This window comes from Variovorax sp. Root434 (assembly GCF_001426595.1).
GTDB lineage: Bacteria > Pseudomonadota > Gammaproteobacteria > Burkholderiales > Burkholderiaceae_C > Variovorax.
This window is the reverse complement of the sequence record NZ_LMEK01000026.1, coordinates 1-19207: the sequence shown is the minus strand read 5'-3', so window position 1 is coordinate 19207 and position 19207 is coordinate 1. Positions and strand designations below refer to the sequence as shown.

The window sequence follows — 19207 nt, the reverse complement described above, 5'->3', positions numbered from 1 at the left end:
GTCGCTTCTCAGGCCGAGACCGCCGCGCGGATCTGTTCCAGCACGTCCTTGGCGCTGGCGGGAATGGGCGTGCCCGGGCCGTAGATGCCCTTGACGCCGGCCTCGTAGAGAAAGTCGTAGTCCTGCCGCGGGATCACCCCGCCGACGAACACGATGATGTCGTCCGCGCCTTGCTTCTTCAGCTCGTCGATGATGGCCGGCACCAGCGTCTTGTGGCCGGCGGCCAGCGTGCTGACGCCGACAGCGTGCACGTCGTTCTCGATGGCCTGCCGCGCACACTCCTCGGGCGTCTGGAACAGCGGACCCATATCGACGTCGAAACCCAGGTCGGCAAAGGCCGTGGCAACGACCTTCGCGCCACGGTCGTGTCCGTCCTGCCCGAGCTTGGAGATCATCACGCGCGGACGGCGTCCCTGTTCTTCGGCGAAGGCGTTGATTTCGGTCTTCAGCGTTTCCCAGCCCTCGGCCGAATCGTAGGCAGCAGCGTACACACCGGTCACCTTTTGCGTGTCGGCCCGATGACGGCCGAATGATTTTTCGAGCGCATCCGAAATCTCGCCCACCGTCGCGCGCAGGCGCACGGCGTCGATGCTGAGCGCGAGCAGGTTGCCGGTGTTGTTCTCGGCGGCCGCGGTGAGCGCATCGAGCGCGGCCTGCACCTTGGCGGCGTCGCGCGAGGCGCGGATCTTCTGCAGCCGCGCCACCTGCTGGTCGCGCACCTTCACGTTGTCGATCGACAGGCTGTCGATCGCGTCCTCGTTCTTGAGCTTGTACTTGTTGACGCCCACGATCACGTCCTTGCCGGAGTCGATGCGCGCCTGCTTCTCGGCGGCGGCCGCCTCGATCTTGAGCTTGGCCCAGCCGCTGTCGACGGCCTTGGTCATGCCGCCCATCGCTTCGACTTCTTCGATGATGGCCCAGGCCGCATCGGCCATGTCCTGCGTGAGCTTCTCCATCATGTAGCTGCCGGCCCAGGGGTCGATCACGTTCGTGATGTGCGTCTCTTCCTGGATGATGAGCTGCGTGTTGCGCGCGATGCGGGCGCTGAACTCGGTGGGCAGCGCGATGGCTTCGTCGAGCGCGTTGGTGTGCAGCGACTGCGTGCCGCCGAACACCGCAGCCATCGCCTCGATGGTGGTGCGCACCACGTTGTTGTACGGGTCCTGCTCGGTGAGGCTCCAGCCCGAGGTCTGGCAGTGCGTGCGCAGCATCAGGCTCTTGGGGTTCTTGGGGTTGAACTCCTTCATGATGCGGCACCACAGCAGGCGCGCCGCGCGCATCTTCGCCACTTCGAGGTAGAAGTTCATGCCGATGGCCCAGAAGAAGCTCAGGCGACCGGCGAAGCCGTCGACATCGAGGCCCTTGGCCAGCGCGGTCTTCACATATTCCTTGCCGTCGGCCAGCGTGAACGCGAGTTCGAGCGCCTGGTTGGCGCCGGCTTCCTGCATGTGGTAGCCGCTGATCGAGATCGAGTTGAACTTGGGCATCTTCTGCGCCGTGTACTCGATGATGTCGCCGATGATCCGCATGCTCGGCGCGGGCGGAAAGATGTACGTGTTGCGGACCATGAACTCCTTGAGGATGTCGTTCTGGATGGTTCCGCTCAACTGGTCCTGCGCCACGCCCTGCTCCTCAGCCGCGACCACGTAGCCCGCGAGCACCGGCAGCACGGCGCCGTTCATCGTCATCGACACGCTGACCTTGTCCAGCGGGATCTGGTCGAACAGGATCTTCATGTCTTCCACCGAATCGATCGCCACGCCGGCCTTGCCGACGTCGCCGGTCACGCGCGGATGGTCGCTGTCGTAGCCGCGGTGGGTGGCCAGATCGAAGGCAACCGACACGCCCTGCCCGCCGGCGGCCAGCGCCTTGCGGTAGAAGGCGTTCGATTCTTCGGCGGTGGAGAAGCCGGCGTACTGGCGGATGGTCCAGGGGCGCACCGCGTACATGGTGGCCTGCGGGCCGCGCAGGTAGGGCTCGAAGCCGGGCAGCGTGTCGGTGTACTTCAGGCCCTGCAGGTCGGCCGCGGTGTACAGCGGCTTCACCGCGATGCCGTCGGGCGTGATCCAGTTCAGCGCATTCACGTCGCCGCCCGGCGCTGACTTGGCAGCGGCCTTGGCCCAGGCTTCGAGATCGGCGGGCTTGAAAGAGGGTTCGGGTGTGCTGCTCATGAAGGGGCCGTTCGCAGGGTCTTTCAGGGTATTCGCAAATTCGCCTGCACGGATTTGCAAGCCGGCCGCGAGTCTAACCGATCCATAATTATTAATTCAAACCCCATTTTTGCAGTACAGTCCGGCCCATGTCCGCCGTTACCCTCACCCCCCGCGCCCTCTACGAAGAGGTGGCCGAGCTGCTGCGCCAGCGGATCTTTCGCCGCGAGCTGGAGCCCGGCAGCTGGATCGACGAACTCAAGCTGGCCGAGGAATACGGCATCAGCCGCACCCCGCTGCGCGAAGCGCTAAAGGTGCTGGCGGCCGAGGGTCTGGTCACGATGAAGGTGCGGCGTGGCGCGTACGTAACCGAGGTGTCGGAGCAGGACCTGGCCGACGTCTACCACCTGCTCTCGCTGCTGGAGAGCGATGCCGCCGGCGTGGTGGCCGAGCGCGCCACGGACGCGCAGCGTGCGGAGCTGAAGGCGCTGCATGCCGAGCTGGAAGCCGCGGTTGGAAATCGCGAGCATTTCTTCGCGATCAACGAGCGCTTCCACATGCAATTGCTGGCCATCGCCAACAACAAGTGGCGCGACCAGATGGTGGCCGACCTGCGCAAGGTGATGAAGCTCAACCGGCACAACTCGCTGTTGAAGGCGGGGCGCATTGCGGAGTCGCTGGCGGAGCACCGCTCGGTGATGGCCGCCATCGAGGCGCGCGACGCGGAAGCCGCCATGGCCCGCATGCGCGAGCACTTCCAGAACGGCCTCGAAGCCGCGAACTGAAACCTGTCAACGCGGCGCCGCGCCAGCGAGGAACACCTCCATGGCGCATTGGAACGCGGCCGGGGCTGCGTGCCAAAGCTGAGCAATCAGGGCCGGGCGCCCTTCATTCCTGGTTCGAGGTTCCCGCTTCCCCGGCGAGACGCTGCGCCGTCTCCAGCAGCAGCGGCGCGATGCGCGCCACCATCGTGTCCTTGGGCAGCAGGTAGGCGGGGCCGGCGCAGCTCACCGAGTAGCGTTCGCCGCGCGGGCCCTGCAGTGCGAAGGCGATGGCGTGGATGTGCGGATTCCATTCGCCGAAAGAGCCGCAGTAGCCCAGCCGGACGTACTCGTCGAGGCCGGCCATCAGGCTGGGCTCGACGGCGCTCCAGCTCTCCCCGCTCTCGGCCCGGATCTGCGCCAGCAGTTCGGCCTGGTCCTGCGCCGGCAACGCCGCCAGGTAGGCGCGCCCGGCGGCCGAGGTGGCGATGGTCATGCGCGTGCCCACCTCGATGCGCGAGCTGATGACCATGGAACGCGGCCGCACCGAATCGATGATGAGCATGTCGAGTTCGTCGCGCACGCCCATGTGCACGCTCACGCCGGCCGATTCCGACAGCGCCGCCAGGTGCGGCCGCGCCACCGTGCGCAGGTCGAATTGGCGCAGGTAGCGGCTGCTCATGTCGAGCAGCGCCGGGCCGAGGCTGAAGCGCTCGCTGTCCTGCGACTGTCGCAAATACCCCGCACTCACCAGCGTGGCGGTGAGCCGCGACACCGTGGCCTTGGGGATGCCCGTGGTGTCAGCCAGTTCGCGATTGCCTATGGGTGCCGATGCCATGCCGATGACCCTGAGGAGAGCCAGGCCCCTGGCGAGCGCACTTACTTCTTCTTTGCCGCCAACCGCGTCATTCATTTATCCAAACCTTTTTATGTCCCTGATGCTCCTCATTTTTCAGCAAAAAACGGTTGACGCGCCACTTATCGTGAAGTAGCGATTTCGGAACACTGTTTCAACAAAAGGCCGCAAGCCGCGGCGGGCCTGCTTTTGGGGAAAGCGTGCGATGCGCGCGGGGCTTCAGGCAGCTTGTGCGACAGGCTCGCGCGCCATCGCCATCACCTCGTGCGCAGGCAGCGTCTTGAGCCGGTGATCGCTCCAGACCTGGCGCCATCGGCGCGCGCCCGGCAAGCCATTGCGCAGGCCCAGCATGTGCCGCGCGATCGACCACCACTGCGTGCCATGCTCGGCCGCCTCGCGCGCCATGTAGTCGCACATCAGCGACTCGACCTCTTCGCGCGTCAGCGATTGCGCTTCGGCGCCGAAGAACTCCGCGTCCCACTCGGCCAGCCACCAGGGGTTGTGATACGCCTCGCGCCCGACCATCACGCCGTCGAGCAGGCGCAGGTGCTCGTGCACCTGCGCGTTGGCCGAGATACCGCCGTTGATGGAAAACCGCAGCGACGGAAACTCGTGCTTCAGCCGGTGCACCAGCTCGTAGCGCAGCGGCGGAATCTCGCGGTTCTGCTTCGGGCTCAGCCCCTTCAGCCACGCATTGCGCGCGTGCACGATGAAAGTCTGGCAACCCGCCTCGCTCACCTGGCCCACGAAATCGCGCACGAATTCGTAGCTCTCGATCTTGTCGATGCCGATGCGGTGCTTGACCGTGACGGGCACGCTCACCACATCGACCATCGCCTTCACGCAGTCGGCCACCAGTTGCGGCTCGTTCATCAGGCAGGCGCCGAAAGCGCCGCGCTGCACGCGCTCGCTCGGGCAGCCGCAGTTCAGGTTGATCTCGTCGTAGCCCCACTCTTCGCCGAGCTTCGCGCAGTGCGCCAGGTCCGCCGACTCGCTGCCGCCGAGTTGCAGTGCGACCGGATGTTCCTCGGCGTGGAAACGCAGGTGCCGGGGCACGTCGCCATGCACCAGCGCACCGGTCGTCACCATCTCGGTGTAGAGCAATGCGTGGCGCGACAGCAGGCGATGGAAGTACCGGCAATGGCGGTCCGTCCAATCCATCATCGGCGCCACGGAGACGCGCATAGCCTCGGAAACACGGTCAATCCGAGGAAAATCAAGGCCTGGCGCGGGGTTGCCGCTGTTCTCTTTCAGTGTCATTCGATGTCGTTTGGCGCCATTTTGGGGCCGTCGCTGGTACATTTCTGCCACAAATTTGGCGTGTACCAACTTGAGGGGCCACCTTGGGCAGCATCATTAAACGCAAGCGCGCGGACGGGAGCGTAGCGCACATGGCCCGCATCCGAATCAAGGAAGGCGGCGTCGTCGTTCACAGCGAGACCGAGACTTTCGATCGCGAGCCAGCCGCTCGGCTCTGGATAAAAACACGGGAGGCCGAACTGGCCCAGCCCGGCGCACTGGCAAAACTTAAGGCGCCCGACCCCACGTTCGCCGAAACCATCCAGAAGTACGTCGCCGAGTACCGCAAAGGCATCGGCAAGACCAAGGCCCAGGTTCTCAACGCGGTGGCGGCTACCAGCCTGGCCAAGCGGCGCGGCTCGATCATCACCAGCGCGGACTGGGGTGCAGTTCGCCAAAGACCTCAGCGTGCTCCCGCAAACGGCCGACAACTACCTGTCGCACATCTCGGCGGTCTACCAGCTGGCTCGGCCCGCCTGGGGCCATCAGCTTGATGCCCAGGTCATCAGCGACGCGCGCAAGGTTTGCAAGGCACTCGGCCTCACATCGAAGTCCAGACAGCGCGATCGGCGCCCCACCCTCGACGAACTGGACAAGCTCATGACGCTCTTCGGCAACCGCCGCAAGGGCTCGATTCCCATGCAGGAAATCGTGGCCTACGCGATCTTCAGCACGCGGCGCCAAGACGAGATCACCCGGCAGACGTTCGAGGACTTGGACGAAGCGCATCCGGACATCTGGGTGTGCGACATGAAGCACCCGGGCGAGAAGTCCGGCAACGACGTTCGATGCAACCTGACGCCCGAGGCGGTCCCTCTTTCCACTCCTAGCTTGACGTCGCGCAGCCTCTGCCAGTTCGCTGCACGACGACCTCACCGCCCAGGACGGCGACCATCGCAACCGGAGCCACGCAGATCGCGACGCATACAGCAGCGGCGTGAAGGCTTGGTGGAACAACATCAAGACCGGGCGCCGCAGCAGCGTCATCGCCGGCCTGAGCGGCCGCGCGAAGGAACTGCGCACGACCTTCGCGAGCGAAGCGGACGCACTGGCCACGGCGCGCGCCGAGTGGCTGCGCATTCAGCGCGGGATCTTCGATTTCGAGATCACGCTCGCCTACGGCCGCGCCGACATCACGCCGCAGCGGCCCGCGCGCGCAGCCGGCTACAAGCGGAAGATCGACGAGACGCCATGGATCGTGGCCAGCGTGCGTCACACGATCGACCAAGCTGGGTATACCAGCCAACTCACCTTGGAAACTGAACAGGCTGAGGGCGTTGAGGGGCAAGATGGCGCGGGTGATGATGCATAACCATTCGCGTCGGCGGGCTGCCTTGCGCGCAATTGAACGAAGTGCCTACGACGCGCTGATCTCCGCGGCAGGCGCAAGGCCGAAAGCTCGGCTGTATGCCCGGCTGAAGGCAGCCGCGCTGGCATAGCCGCTCGATGCTGCAACTGCTTTGACGCGTTGGCCCTGTTGCAAGCGGCGGCGAGCAAGGGTCAACCGCCACGCGGTATGAAAGGTTCCCGGCGTCATTCCTAACGTACGGCGGAAGGAAACCATAAACTGACTGCGCGACAGAGCGCTGACCTCGGCCAGTTCCTCTACTCGCCAAGCTCGCGCGGGCTGCTCAAGCAGCGCACCGACAGCGTGCCGTATGCGAGGGTCAGCCAATCCCGCCAACAAGCCCGGCTCAGTGGCTCCGCGGTCGATCGCTTGGCGCAAAACCATCAGGACCAAGAGTTCACCCAACCGCGCAAGCGCTGCCGGTCCGCCGCAACGCGGCACCGCCACTTCAGCGAGCAGGTGTTGAGCCAACGCCCAAAGCGGTTCAGTGTCTCGTGTCTCGAGCGCCACTTCAGACGGCAGGGACCGAAGCAGAGGATTTGAAACTCCGCCAAATTCCACCACCGCCCCCATCAGCACGGTCCCCGGCGAGCTGGGACGCAGAACTGCCGTGCTGCAGAAGGCGATCCGGCGAGATCCGGGACCATCGCCGGCCAACAGGAACAGGTGAGCAGGCGCTTGGGCGCGACCATGGGTCTCAGCCGGGCGGACCTTCAGGGGAAAGGCGGCTAGAAATGCACTCAGGCGGTCGAGGTGAGCAGGCGAAGTCATGGCATCGTACTTTAGATCATGCAATTCGGAGTTTTGATTGCTTCAAATCTGACATGCTTCCCCCATCGTGTCAAATCTAGAAAGGAATGAGCATGCTGATGCCCCGACAACCCGTTCCCTCCCTAGCGGTTCCGACCCTCGCTCACGGCTCCTTTGACCTGGCAAAGGAAGTGCCGGATCGATTCACGCTGCTGTGCTTCTACCGCGGCCTCCATTGCCCGGTCTGCGCCATGTATCTGCGCGAGCTGGAGAGCAAGATCGACGCCTTTGCCGCGCGTGGCGTGAACGTCCTCGCGCTAAGCAGTGACGGCGAGGACCGCGCGCGCGAAATGGCAAAGAAAATCGGAGCGACATGTCTGCGCGTGGGGTACGGGCTCTCGCTTCCAACTGCACGCGCCTGGGGGTTGTTCCTGTCCACGTCGCGGGGCAAGACTTCAATCGGAATTGAGGAGCCTGATCTTTTCTCAGAGCCCGGCGTGTTCCTTGTACGCCCCGACGGGACGCTCTACTGGTCCTCGGTGCAGTCGATGCCATTTGCCAGGCCGAACTTTGGCGAACTGGTACAGGCGCTCGATTTCGTCATCAAGAACGATTACCCCGCGCGGGGGGAGTTCGTTGGCAGCTTGCCATCGTGAGCGATCAACTGCCGGCCCCAATTTGAAGGCACCGCCGCCGATCGTTCCCGTTGACAAAATAGGACGGTCGCCCTACATTTCTCGCGCACTAGGTCAACCGTCCTATTTCACCCATGCCAACGCGCGACAGCATCATTCAGGCTGCGGACACCTTGTTCTACGAGCGCGGCTTCGAGCACACGTCCTTTGCGGACATAGCGGATGCCGTGAAGATTTCTCGCGGCAACTTCTACTATCACTTCAAGGCCAAGGACGAGATTCTTGCTGCAGTGATTGCTCTGCGGGAAGAGCGCACGAGAGCGATGTTGCAGCAATGGGAGACAGAGGGCAAAAGCCCGGCAGAGCGCGTCTGCCTGTTCGGCGAATTGCTAGTGCGCAATCAGACCCAGATCATGCGCCACGGTTGCCCGGTCGGCTCCTTGAGTACAGAGCTAGCCAAGCTCAGGCACCCAGGGCGAAGCGAGGCCAATGCCATCCTGGGGCTTTTCCGCGTGTGGCTGCGAGAGCAGTTTCAGGAAATGGGCCGAGAGGCGGACGCCGATGCTCTCGCATTGCATCTCCTGGCGCGCAGCCAGGGAGTGGCCGTATTGGCGCAGTCGCTACGCAGCAAAGAATTTGTTCAACACGAAGTCGACCTCATGAGTGCGTGGGTGGCGTCCTGCGCGGCATAAGGACAACCGCCCCCGTTTGTGCAATCTAGTCGTCTCACCAAGAAAGGGCTTTCATGTTCTGTGTGTTCCTCAAGTTTTCAACCCGCAAAGATCAGGCGCCTCGCCTTATGGCAGAGCACAAGCGATGGATCGATGAGGGCTTTGAGGAAGGCGTCTTCCTCATGACGGGCAGTCTCTCGGGCAATCAAGGCGGCCTGGTAATCGCACATGGCACCACACGCGAGGCGCTGGAAGAACGCGTGGCGCGCGATCCGTTTGTGAAAGAAGACGTGGTCAGAGTTGAGATTGCGGAGTTCGCACCGAACAGAGCCGACGGACGTCTGCAATTCCTTGTGGACCGCGCCTGAAATGGTCTCTACGCTCGAAGGCCCCGATGGGCGGCCTCGCTGCCGCTGGTGTGCCGCTGCTCCCGAGTTTCTTCGCTATCACGATGAAGAATGGGGATTCCCGGTCACCGATGATCAACGCCTGTTCGAGAAGCTTTGTCTCGAAAGTTTTCAGTCGGGTCTGAGCTGGCGAACCATTTTGGTCAAGCGAGAGAACCTCCGAGCGGCCTTCGCGGGTTTCGATTTTGGGCGCGTCGCTCGCTTCGGAGAAAGCGACGTCGAACGATTGCTCGGTGACAGCGGTATCGTGCGCCACCGCGGCAAAATTGAGGCCGTGATTCACAACGCGCGCATGGCCGAGCTGCTGGCAGAACGCGAAGGGTCGCTGGCCACCTACTTCTGGCGCTATGAGCCGAGCCCAGCGAAGTTGTCAGAGCCGCAAAGCGCTTCGACGTCGGCGGCATCACAAGCCTTGTCCAAGGACTTGAAAAAGCTGGGATGGAAGTTCGTCGGTCCAACCACCGTATATGCGTTCATGCAAGCGACGGGGCTGATCAACGACCATGCCGAGGGCTGCATCACGCGAGCCCGTGTGAATGACGCCAAGCGCTTGCATCGATCCGGCCGGCCCGTACTCCTGTGAGCGGCAGTTAGCGATTCGAGCCACAAAGTACACCAGACATCAGTCCCGCCAGCTCGCGCATTTGCCATTCGGCTTGCGCCACCCCGGGCCGCCCCGCCCCCCGCATCCGTCAGAGCTGCGCCCGCTAGGTCGATAGGCCTCGCTCTGTGTACTTCGCGTCGTATCGGCGCGTGTCATGTCTCTCCACGCTCGCCGCTTCACCGACAAGTCTGCACACCGCATCGAAGTACCCAAGATGCCCAAGGTCATCGGCATGTCACGCGCCACGCCCAGCTACGAGCTGCGCCTGCCTGCCAAGGATGCGCCGGTGCTCGCGGCGATGAAGGCACTGTCGGCCCAGTATCCGCGCTACGGCTATCGCCGAATTCGCGTGTTCCTGCGTCGCAGCGGCTTCGAGCTGAGCTGGTCACGCACACATCGCCTATGGCGCCAGGCAGGCCTGCTGGTGCCCCGGGAAGCGGCCACGCAAGCGCATCGCCTCGGTGCGCCCGCGCATCCACACGCCGTTCAAGGCCAACATGGTCTGGGCCTACGACTTCGTCTTCGACACCACGGCCAGTGGTCAGCAGATCAAATGCCTGACCGTGGTGGACGAATACACCCGCGAATGCCTGGCCATCGATGTGGCCGGGGCCATTCGCTCCAAGCGCGTCATCGAGGTGTTGTCGCGCCTGGTGAGCCTGCACGGGGCGCCGCTGTTCATGCGCTCGAACAACGGGCCCGAGTTCGTCAGCCAGGCCATCCTGGAGTGGATCGCGCATGCCGGCATCGCCACTGTGCTCAACGACCCAGGCAAACCTTGGCAGAACGGCACCGACGAGAGCTTCAACGGCAAGTTCCGCGACGAGTGCCTGTCCATCGAGTGGTTCCGCTCGCGCCGCGAAGCCGCTGTCCTGATCGAAGCCTGGCGCAATCACTACAACGAGGTACGTCCCCACAGCAGCCTGCAATACTTGACCCCGGCGGAGTTCAAACTCGAACTCCGCAAAGAACTGCAACCCGCCGTCTTCTAGGAAAAACTGTCTCGATTAAACCGAGCAGGTCACGCCCAGGTGCGTTCAGTGTCCATAGATAACGATGACTTGCCGCTTCAGGTCCCGCCGAAGCAGCGGAACATTTTTCAAGCGCAAGGCGCGTACGGCGAATGCCCGCATTTTGCCCCCTGCGCCAGCGCCGCCCCACACGGGGCCACCGCGCATCAACGCTCGCGCGCGGCGCGGCGCAGCACCTGGGTGATCGGCTCCACCATGTACTGGAGCGCGGTGTGCCCCTCTCCCTGCAGGTAGATTTCGGCAGGCATGCCGGCGAGCAGCTTCAGGTCTCCCGCCGTCGCGAGCGAAGCCGGGTCGGCCTCGACCAGCACCGAGTAATAGGGAGCGCCGGTCGCATGGTCGATCAGGCGGTCGCCCGACACGTAGACCACCTTGCCGTGCACCAACTGCGTGGTGCGGTACTTGAATGCCGTGAACCGGATGTCGGCCGGCTGCCCGCGCTGAATCCGCCCGATGTCCTCGGGGCGGACGCGCGCATCGGTCACCAGGCGGGTGTCGTCCGGCACCACGTCGGCGATGGTCTCGCGAGGCGGAATCACCGCGCCGGGCGTCGAATACTTCAGATCGATGATCTCGCCGCTGGCCGGCGCCGTGATCACCTGGCGCGCCGAGGCGTCGGCCGACTTGCGCCGCTCCTGCTCGATCTCGGCCAGCCGCGCCGCCGTGACCTTGAGCTGGTCGCTTGCCTGCTGGCGGTAGTCGCTCTCGAGCGAGCGGATGCGCAGATCGGCATCGACCGTACGCTGCTCGGCGCGTGCCAGCTCTGCGCGCCGCTCCTCGATCTTCACGCCGTAGTCGGCCACGGTGCCTTCGAGCTGCGCGATGCGCGTGGCCGAGATGAAGCCGTCCTTGAGCAGCTTGCGGTTGGTCTCGAGTTCGTTCTTCTGGAACTTCATCGACTCGCTCGCCTGCAAGATCTGGGCGCGCAGCGCGACGATCTCCTCAGTGACCTTCTCGCGCTGCGAACGCAGCAGGCGCACCTGCCCCACCAGCGCATCGCGCCGCGCATCGAACAGGGCGCGCTCCTTGTCCAGTTGCGCTGCCAGGCGCGGGTCGGCTTCCGCGGTCTCAACCACGTCGGGAGCGAAGGTGATCGCGCGCGCCATGGTCTGCTCCGCGTCGAGCCGCGCGAGGCTGGCGCGCTCGGTCTTGACGCGGTGGTCCAGCCGGTTCCTGTCGGCATCGACCGAGACGTCGCCCAGCACCAGCAGGGGCTCGCCCTGCCGCACATGCTGGCCGTCGCGCACCAGGACCTCGCGCACGATGCCGCCTTCGGCATGCTGCACCGGGCGCCGGTTCAGGTCCACCTTCACATGGGCCTGCGCCACCACGGCGGACGACAGCGGTGCGAAGCCCAGCCACGCGGCGGCCGGCAGAAATCCGAAGACCAGCACGGCCAGGCCCCAGTGCATCAGGCGGCGCGCTTCGCGCACATGCAGCGCCAGAGGGTCGTTGGCCGCGATGGCATGCGCCGTGTGATTCATCGCACAACCTCCGTGCTGCGCACTGCGGTGCGAGCTTGCTTGGGGCGGCCCGGCGCGGCGCTCATGACACCTTCTCCGCAGGGCGCGACGGCATCATCACCACCTGGGCGCTGCCCGTGTTCTGGCCCGAACGCCTGATCGTCTGCATCACCTCCGCCGCCGGTCCGTACTGCTTGACGCGGCCGGCCTCCAGCACCAGCAGCTTGTCCATGTGCTGCACCAGCGCGCTGCGGTGCGTGACGACGACCACCGTGACCTGCCCGCGCAGCGCCTTCAAGGCCTCGCCCAGCGCCAGTTCGCCTGCCCCGTCCAGGTTGGAGTTGGGCTCGTCCAGCACCAGCAGTTTCGGGTTGCCATAGAGCGCGCGTGCCAGCGCGATGCGCTGGCGCTGGCCCGGCGACAGCATCACGCCCATGTTGTCGACGACGGTGTCGTAGCCCTCGGGCAGCGCCAGGATCAGCGCATGCACGCCGGCACGCTGTGCCGCCTGTACGACCTTGTCCGCATCGACCTCGCCCAGCCGCGCGATGTTGTCGGCAACGGTGCCGGCGAAAAGCTCGACATCCTGCGGCACATAGCCGAGCCAGGGGCCGAGTTCTTCGCGCGGCCATTGCGCGAGGTCGACCTCGTCCAGCCGTACGACACCTGCATGCGGCCGCCACAGGCCGGTCAACAGGCGCACCAGGGTCGACTTGCCGGCGCCGCTGGGGCCGGTGATGGCCAGCGACTCGCCGGGCTCCAGGCTCAGCGACACGCCGGCGAGGATCATCCGCTCGCCCTGCGGCGGCCGGAACACGAGGCCCTCCGCGTACAGGCGGCCACTCGGTGCCGGCAGCGCCATGCGTTGCGGCTGCCGCTCGGCGGCGCCCAGCACCTCGGACAGGCGCGCGAAGGCGAGGCGCCCCTCGGCCAGCACGCGCCAGCTCCCCACCACCTGTTCGACCGGCGCCAGCGCCCGGCCGAGCAGGATGGTGCAGGCCACCAGGATGCCCGGCGTGCCTTCGCCCGTGATGACGAGGTAGGCGCCCAGTGCCTGCAACAGGACCTGCACCGCCTGGCGCGTGGTGCGCGTGAGCGCAGCCATCGCCACCGACTTGCGCGCGGTCGGCCCCTGCCGCGCGGCGACGGCGGCGTTGAGGTCCCGCCAGCGCCCGATCACCGCCTCCCCCATTCCGAGCGATTGCGCCAGCTCCGCGTTCTGCATCGAGGATTCGAGGTAGCGCGTGGCCCTGGCGGCGTCCTTCTGCAGGGCTTCGATGTCGCGGCGCGTGATGCGGTCGTTCACCACGGCAAGGATGAGCATCAGCACCGACGCGGCAGCGGCGGCCATACCCAGCATCGGATGCGCCATCCAGATGACCGCGACATAGACGAATGTCCATGGCACATCGAACAGGGCCAGCAGGCCCTGGGCGGAAAACAGGCTGCGCAGCGCCGCGACGTCGCGCAAGCCTTCGGAAGGCACGCGCTCGGCGCGCCTCGCCGTGCGGGCCAGCATGACCTTGGCCACCACTGGAGACAGCTGATCGGAGATCAGATTGCCCGCGACGCCCTGCAGCCGGCTGCGCAGGTAGTCCAGCATCAGCATCAGGCCGAGCGCCACGGCGACGCCGATCAGCAGCACCAGCAGCGTCTCCCGGCTCTGGCTTGTCAGCACGCGGTCGAAAACCTGCAGCATGAAAAGCGCGGGGGCGAGCAGCAGCAGGTTCACGAAGAACGAGAAGCCCGCAACGAAAAGAAGCGGCCGCTCGAGAAGCTGGAGAAGAGGCTTCATGTCGATTTATCTCCTGTGCCTCCGCCCGCACCTGCGGGCGGCGGGCGGTTTCTCACAGGCCGACCTTGATGTCGTTGCTGTCGAAGGTGTCGGCCGGATTGCTCAGCGTCAACGTCGCCACCAGCGTGCGGTTGGCAGCGCCCAGGCCATCGGCGTCGTAATACAGGTTGCCCGTCGCGCTGTCGTAGATCACGTGCACGCCCGCCCCCACCACATCTCCCGCGCCACCGCCGTTCAAGGACGCGAACTCGGCCGCCGACAGCGTGCTTCCGCTCGCAGTCGTGAGGGCCGTGAAGGTGCCGCGCGACAGCTCGATCAGGTCGCCGCTCGCCGCCGATCCCGACGCGTCGAAGTCGGTGATCGAATCCACCGCGTTGGGTGCCGAGTCGAAGACGAAGGTGTCGTTGTCCGCGCCGCCGGTGAGTATGTCGGCGCCGGCCCCACCGACGATGCGGTCGTCGCCCGCAAGGCCGTTGATCACGTCGTTGCCGCCGCCGCCACGCAATTGGTCATTCGACGCCGAACCGGTGATCGTGTCGGCGAAGGCCGTGCCGATGACGCCCTCGAAGTTCCTGTAGCTGTCGGTGCCGAGCCCGGCGGCGCTGGCATTGAAGATCGTCGTGCTGCTGCTTTGCGTCAGCGTGAACGTGAGCCCGGCCGTGCCGTCCGAGAAGTCGAGCAGGTCACCGGTGCCCCCTGCCCCATCGAGCGTGTCGTTGCCGGCGCCACCGCGGATGATGTCGTTCGAGGCGCTGCCGGTGAGGGTGTCGGCGAAGTCCGTTCCGATCACGCCTTCGATGTTCTGGTACTTGTCGTTCTGGCCGAGACCACCTGTGTCGTTGGCGATGCTGGTCAATCCAGCGCTCTGCACGAGCGTGAAATTGACTGCCACGGTACCGTCCGAGAAGTCGAGCAGGTCTTCGCTGCCGGCGCCGCCGTCCATCGTGTCGCCATTGCCGGCGCCACCACGCAGCACGTCGTTGCCAGCGTCGCCCGACAGCGTGTCGTTGCCGTCGCCGCCGATCAGGAGGTCGTTGCCGGAAGACCCGAGCAGCCTGTCGGCGCCGTTGCCGCTTCCTCCGATGAAGACGTCACCGCTCGCACCGCCGGTCAGGTTGTCAGCGCCGCCGCGGCCATCGATGTAGGAGGCCTGGTAGGTGCCGGCCGCGCTGAGATCGATCGTGTCGGCGCCGTTGCCGTTGGACACGGCCATGACGTCGATCGTCGCCGTTGCCGTGGCGGTGCCGCCGGCCCCGTCCGACACGGTGTACTGGAAGCTGCCGGCCGCGGCGCCCGCCGTGCTACCGCTAGTGAAGCTGATCGTGCCGTTGGTGGCGTCCAGGGTCAGGCCCGAAATCCCGACCGCGCCGCTGACGCTTGTGATCGTCAAGGCAAGACCGTCGATGTCGGTGTCGTTGCCGAGCAGCGAACTCGTCGACAGCGTGACCAGCGTGCTGCTGGACACGATGACCCTGTCGGTCGCGGCGACCGGGTCGTCGTTCACCGCGTTGACGGTGATGCTCGCCGTGTCGGTGGCGCTCGAGAACGCGGAGCTGCCTCCATTCGTCACGGTGCTGGCCGTGGTGCCCGCCGTGCCGCTCGTCTGGTCCCAGGCGTGGAAGGTGATGCCATTGCCGACTGTTCCATTGAAGTTCGAGTTCGCCTGGAAGTAGACACGCGTGTTCCCGTCCGCGGCCAACAGCAGCGCGGACGCGTCCGACACAGCACCCACCGCTGCCCAGCTGGCGCCGCCATTGGTGGAATACCACCAGCTTCCGTTGGAGGCATTCACCCCCGACAACGCGATGCCGGTGATGGCGCCGTTGTCCGCATCGGTCACGTTGTCGAGGCCGCCGGCCGGCGGATTCAGATTCACCAGGCTCGATACGAGCGTCCCGACGGCCCCGACCGGTGCGCCGGCATCCTCGTTGACCGACGCCAGGGCGGGGGTCGCGGCAGCATTCAGTACGGGGGCATCGTTGGTGCCGGCGATGGTCACGGTCACAACCCGGCTGGCGGTCCCGTCGGACGAGACTGCAGTGAAGCTGTCGCTGATCGATTGACCTGCGGCCAGCTGCTGGATCGCCGTCTGGCCATTGTTGGCCGTGTAGGTCCAGTTGCCGTCGGCTGCCAATGCGAAGCTGCCGTAGCCATTGCTGCCGGTAGTGCTCGCTTGAGGCGCGAAGTTCGACTGGCCCGCATCCACATCGACAATCGTCAGCGCGCCGCTGGCCGCGAGACTGCCACCGGACACCGCAACGTCTTCTTGCACCGTAGCGCTGGGATCGTCACCGTCACCACCTGGCTGGCGGTCCCGTCGGACGAGACTGCAGTGAAGCTGTCGCTGATCGTTTGACCCGCGGCCAGTTGTTGGATCGCCGCCTGGCTGTTGTTGGCCGCGTAGCTCCAGCTGCCATTCGCCGCCAGCGTGAAGCTGCCGTAGCCATGATTGCCGGCCGTGCTCGCTTGGGGCGCGAAGTTCGACTGCCCCTGATCGACATCGGCAATCGTCAGCGCGCCGCTGGTGCTCAGGTTCGGCGTCGAGGCATCCTCGCTCACCGCGCCACCGGCGACGCCGCCGATCACCGGCACGTCGTTGGTGCCGGTGATGGTCACCGTCACCACCTGGCTGGCGGTGCCATCCGACGACACCGCGGTGAAGCTCTCGCTGATCGACTGACCTGCACCAAGCTGTTGGATCGCCGTCTGGCCATTGTTGGCCGCGTAGGTCCAGCTGCCATTCGCCGCCAGGGTGAAACTGCCATAGCCATGGCTGCCGGCCGTGCTCGCTTGAGGCGCGAAGTTCGACTGCCCCTGGTCGACATCGGTGATCGTTAGCGCACCGCTGGTGCTCAGGTTCGGCGTCGAGGCATCCTCGGTCACCGCGCCGCTGGCGACGCCACCGATCGTCGGTACGTCGTTGGTGCCGGAGATCGTCACCGTCACCACCTGACTGGCCGTTCCATCGGACGAGACTGCAGTGAAGCTCTCGCTGATCGACTGACCTGCACCCAGCTGTTGGATCGCCGCTTGGCCATTGTTGGCCGCGTAGGTCCAGCTGCCATCAGCCAGCAAGTTGAAGCTGCCGTAGCCATTGCTGCCGGCAGTACTTGCTTGAGGCGCGAAGTTCGACTGGCCCTGGTCGACATCGGCGATCGTCAGCGCACCGCTGGTGCTCGGGTTCGGCGTTGAAGCGTCCTCGGTCACCGCGCCGCTGGCCACACCACCAATCACCGGCACGTCGTTGGTCCCGGTGATCGTCACCATCAATACTTGACTGGCCGTCCCATCGGACGACACGGCGGTGAAGCTGTCGCTGATCGATTCACCGGCGCCCAGCTGTTGGATCGCCGCTTGGCCATTGTCGGCCGTGTAAGTCCAGCTGCCATTCGCCGCCAGCGTGAAGCTGCCGTAGCCGTTGCTGCCGGTAGTGCTCGCTTGAGGCGCGAAGTTCGACTGGCCTGCATCCACGTCGGCAATCGTCAGCGCGCCGCTGGCCGCGAGACTGCCGTAGCCGTTGCTGCCGGTAGTGCTCGCTTGAGGCGCGAAGTTCGACTGGCCTGCATCCACGTCGGCAATCGTCAGCGCGCCGCTGGCCGCGAGACTGCCACCGGACACCGCAACGTCTTCTTGCACCGTAGCGCTGGCCACACCACCAATCACCGGCACGTCATTGGTCCCGGTGATTGTCACCGTCACCACCTGGCTGGCGGTGCCGTCGGACGAGACTGCAGTAAAGCTCTCGCTGATCGACTGACCTGCGCCAAGCTGTTGGATCGCCGCCTGGCTGTTGTCGGCCGCGTAGGTCCAGCTGCCACCGGCCGCCAGCGTGAAGTTGCCATAGCCATGGCTGCCGGCAATGCTCGCTTGGGGCGCGAAGTTCGATTGGCCCTGGTCGACATCGGCAATCGTCAGCGCACCGCTGGCCGTGAGACTGCCACCGGACACCGCAACGTCTTCTTGCACCGNGGGGCGCGAAGTTCGATTGGCCCTGGTCGACATCGGCAATCGTCAGCGCACCGCTGGCCGTGAGACTGCCACCGGACACCGCAACGTCTTCTTGCACCGTAGCACTGACCACACCACCAATCGTCGGTACGTCATTGGTGCCAGTGATCGTCACTGTCACCACTTGGCTGGCCGTCCCATCGGACGAAACTGCAGTGAAGCTGTCGATGATCGATTGACCCGCACCGAGCTGCTGGATCGCGCTTTGGCTGTTGTCGGCCGCATAGGTCCAAGTGCCGTCGGCCGCGAGCGTGAAGCTGCCGTAGCCGTTGCTGCCGACGGCGCCCGCCTGGGCTGCGAAGCTGGACTGGCCCTGATCGACATCGGCAATCGTCAGTGCACCGCTGGTGCTCAGATTCGGCATCGAGGCATCCTCGGTCACCGCGCCGGTGGCCACCCCACCGATCACCGGCACGTCATTGGTGCCAGTGATGGCCACCGTCACCACTTGGCTGGCTGTACCGTCGGATGACACGGCGATGAAGCTGTCGCTGATCGATTGACCTGCGGCCAGCTGCTGGATCGCCGCCTGGCTGTTGTCGGCCGTGTAGCTCCAGTTGCCATCGGCCGCGAGCGTGAAGCTGCCGTAGCCGTTGCTGCCGGCGGTGCTAACCTGGGACGTGAAGTTCGACTGACCCTGGTCGACATCGGCAATCGTCAGCGCGCCGCTGGTACTCAGGTTCGGCGTCGAAGCGTCTTCGATCGCCGCTCCGCTGGCGACGCCGCCGATCACCGGCACGTCGTTGGTGCCGGTGATGGTCACCGTCACCACCTGGCTGGCGGTTCCATCGGACGACACAGCCGTGAAACTATCACTGATCGACTCCCCTGCACCCAGTTGCTGGATCGCCACCTGGCTGTTGTCGGCCGTGTAGCTCCAGCTGCCATCGGCCGCCAGCGTGAAACTGCCGAAGCCGTTGCTGCCCGCGGTGCCTGGCTGAGCTGTAAAGTTGGACTGTCCTGCATCCACATCGACGATCGTCAGCGCACCACCGGTGCTCAGGTTCGGCGTCGAGGCATCCTCGGTCACCGCTCCGCTGGCGACGCCGCCGATCACTGGCACGTCGTTGGTCCCAGTGATCGTCACCGTCACCACTTGACTGGCCGTTCCATCGGACGAGACTGCAGTGAAGCTGTCGCTGATCGACTCCCCTGCACCCAACTGCTGGATCGCCGCCTGGCTGTTGTCGGCCGTGTAGCTCCAGCTGCCATCGGCTGCGAGCGTGAAGTTGCCATAGCCATTGCTGCCCGCGGCGCTCGCTTGGGATGCGAAGTTCGACTGACCGGCATCGACATCGGCAATCGTCAGCGCGCCGCTGGTGCTCAGGTTCGGCGCCGAAGCGTCCTCGGTCACCGCGCCGCTGGCGACGCCGCCGATCACCGGCACGTCATTGGTCCCGGTGATCGTCACCGTCACCACCTGGCTGGC

Annotated in this window: 16 protein-coding genes and 1 pseudogene; 8 read left to right on the top strand and 9 right to left on the bottom strand. The window is 65.3% G+C overall.

What is annotated here, in order from left to right:
• Positions 1 to 8: 8 nt before the first annotated feature.
• Positions 9 to 2171: a methylmalonyl-CoA mutase gene (gene scpA / locus ASD05_RS24845; RefSeq protein WP_056598023.1), complete on the bottom strand. Its 2163-nt coding sequence runs from the start codon at positions 2169 to 2171 to the stop codon at positions 9 to 11.
• A gap of 128 nt (positions 2172 to 2299) precedes the next feature.
• Between scpA and ASD05_RS24840 the strand changes: the two genes are divergently transcribed.
• Positions 2300 to 2935 (top strand): GntR family transcriptional regulator, encoded by a 636-nt coding sequence (locus tag ASD05_RS24840; RefSeq protein WP_007828153.1) that lies wholly within the window; start codon positions 2300 to 2302, stop codon positions 2933 to 2935.
• Between the two features lie 103 nt (positions 2936 to 3038).
• Here ASD05_RS24840 and ASD05_RS24835 read toward each other — a convergent pair whose 3' ends face one another.
• Both ASD05_RS24835 and dusA read right to left on the bottom strand, forming a co-directional pair.
• On the bottom strand, positions 3039 to 3824 hold the full coding sequence (locus ASD05_RS24835) for an IclR family transcriptional regulator (RefSeq protein WP_056598021.1): 786 nt from the start codon (positions 3822 to 3824) through the stop codon (positions 3039 to 3041).
• Positions 3825 to 3986: 162 nt separating this feature from the next.
• Positions 3987 to 4952: a tRNA dihydrouridine(20/20a) synthase DusA gene (gene dusA / locus ASD05_RS24830; RefSeq protein WP_056598020.1), complete on the bottom strand. Its 966-nt coding sequence runs from the start codon at positions 4950 to 4952 to the stop codon at positions 3987 to 3989.
• 158 nt (positions 4953 to 5110) lie between these two features.
• Between dusA and ASD05_RS30285 the strand changes: the two genes are divergently transcribed.
• Positions 5111 to 5560, top strand: coding sequence for a hypothetical protein (locus tag ASD05_RS30285; protein ID WP_157610270.1), 450 nt, complete (start codon positions 5111 to 5113; stop codon positions 5558 to 5560).
• Positions 5561 to 6003: 443 nt separating this feature from the next.
• Positions 6004 to 6378 carry a hypothetical protein gene (locus ASD05_RS24815; RefSeq protein ID WP_200955492.1) on the top strand — a complete coding sequence of 125 codons (375 nt, stop codon included), beginning with the start codon at positions 6004 to 6006 and terminating at the stop codon, positions 6376 to 6378.
• A gap of 45 nt (positions 6379 to 6423) precedes the next feature.
• On the opposite strand, the gene ASD05_RS29735 is transcribed toward ASD05_RS24815, so the two are convergent.
• Positions 6424 to 7185 carry a helix-turn-helix domain-containing protein gene (locus ASD05_RS29735; RefSeq protein ID WP_157610268.1) on the bottom strand — a complete coding sequence of 254 codons (762 nt, stop codon included), beginning with the start codon at positions 7183 to 7185 and terminating at the stop codon, positions 6424 to 6426.
• Between the two features lie 92 nt (positions 7186 to 7277).
• Between ASD05_RS29735 and ASD05_RS24810 the strand changes: the two genes are divergently transcribed.
• The 5 genes and pseudogenes from ASD05_RS24810 to ASD05_RS29725 form a co-directional block, all read left to right on the top strand.
• Positions 7278 to 7820: a peroxiredoxin-like family protein gene (locus ASD05_RS24810; RefSeq protein WP_056598757.1), complete on the top strand. Its 543-nt coding sequence runs from the start codon at positions 7278 to 7280 to the stop codon at positions 7818 to 7820.
• Positions 7821 to 7933: 113 nt separating this feature from the next.
• Positions 7934 to 8491: a TetR/AcrR family transcriptional regulator gene (locus tag ASD05_RS24805; protein WP_056598015.1), complete on the top strand. Its 558-nt coding sequence runs from the start codon at positions 7934 to 7936 to the stop codon at positions 8489 to 8491.
• A gap of 53 nt (positions 8492 to 8544) precedes the next feature.
• On the top strand, positions 8545 to 8838 hold the full coding sequence (locus ASD05_RS24800) for a YciI family protein (protein ID WP_056598013.1): 294 nt from the start codon (positions 8545 to 8547) through the stop codon (positions 8836 to 8838).
• A gap of 1 nt (position 8839) precedes the next feature.
• Positions 8840 to 9460 (top strand): DNA-3-methyladenine glycosylase I, encoded by a 621-nt coding sequence (locus ASD05_RS24795; RefSeq protein ID WP_056598012.1) that lies wholly within the window; start codon positions 8840 to 8842, stop codon positions 9458 to 9460.
• A 244-nt stretch (positions 9461 to 9704) separates the two neighbouring features.
• Positions 9705 to 10473, top strand: a pseudogene (locus ASD05_RS29725) (IS3 family transposase); the annotation flags it as partial.
• A gap of 185 nt (positions 10474 to 10658) precedes the next feature.
• On the opposite strand, the gene ASD05_RS24785 reads toward ASD05_RS29725, so the two are convergent.
• The 5 genes from ASD05_RS24785 to ASD05_RS31110 all read right to left on the bottom strand — a co-directional run.
• A complete protein-coding gene (locus ASD05_RS24785; RefSeq protein ID WP_056598010.1) occupies positions 10659 to 11996 on the bottom strand; it encodes an HlyD family type I secretion periplasmic adaptor subunit in 1338 nt (445 codons plus the stop codon).
• Between the two features lie 61 nt (positions 11997 to 12057).
• Positions 12058 to 13770 carry a type I secretion system permease/ATPase gene (locus tag ASD05_RS24780; protein WP_056598008.1) on the bottom strand — a complete coding sequence of 571 codons (1713 nt, stop codon included), beginning with the start codon at positions 13768 to 13770 and terminating at the stop codon, positions 12058 to 12060.
• 52 nt (positions 13771 to 13822) lie between these two features.
• On the bottom strand, positions 13823 to 16024 hold the full coding sequence (locus ASD05_RS24775) for a VCBS domain-containing protein (protein ID WP_056598006.1): 2202 nt from the start codon (positions 16022 to 16024) through the stop codon (positions 13823 to 13825).
• A complete protein-coding gene (locus tag ASD05_RS31115) occupies positions 15988 to 17718 on the bottom strand; it encodes a VCBS domain-containing protein (protein WP_414930070.1) in 1731 nt (576 codons plus the stop codon). The genes ASD05_RS24775 and ASD05_RS31115 overlap by 37 nt, the downstream gene beginning before the upstream one ends.
• Positions 17719 to 17739: 21 nt before the next feature.
• Positions 17740 to 19195 (bottom strand): VCBS domain-containing protein (locus ASD05_RS31110; RefSeq protein ID WP_414930069.1); only part of this gene is annotated, 1456 nt, incomplete at its 3' end.
• Positions 19196 to 19207: the final 12 nt, after the last annotated feature.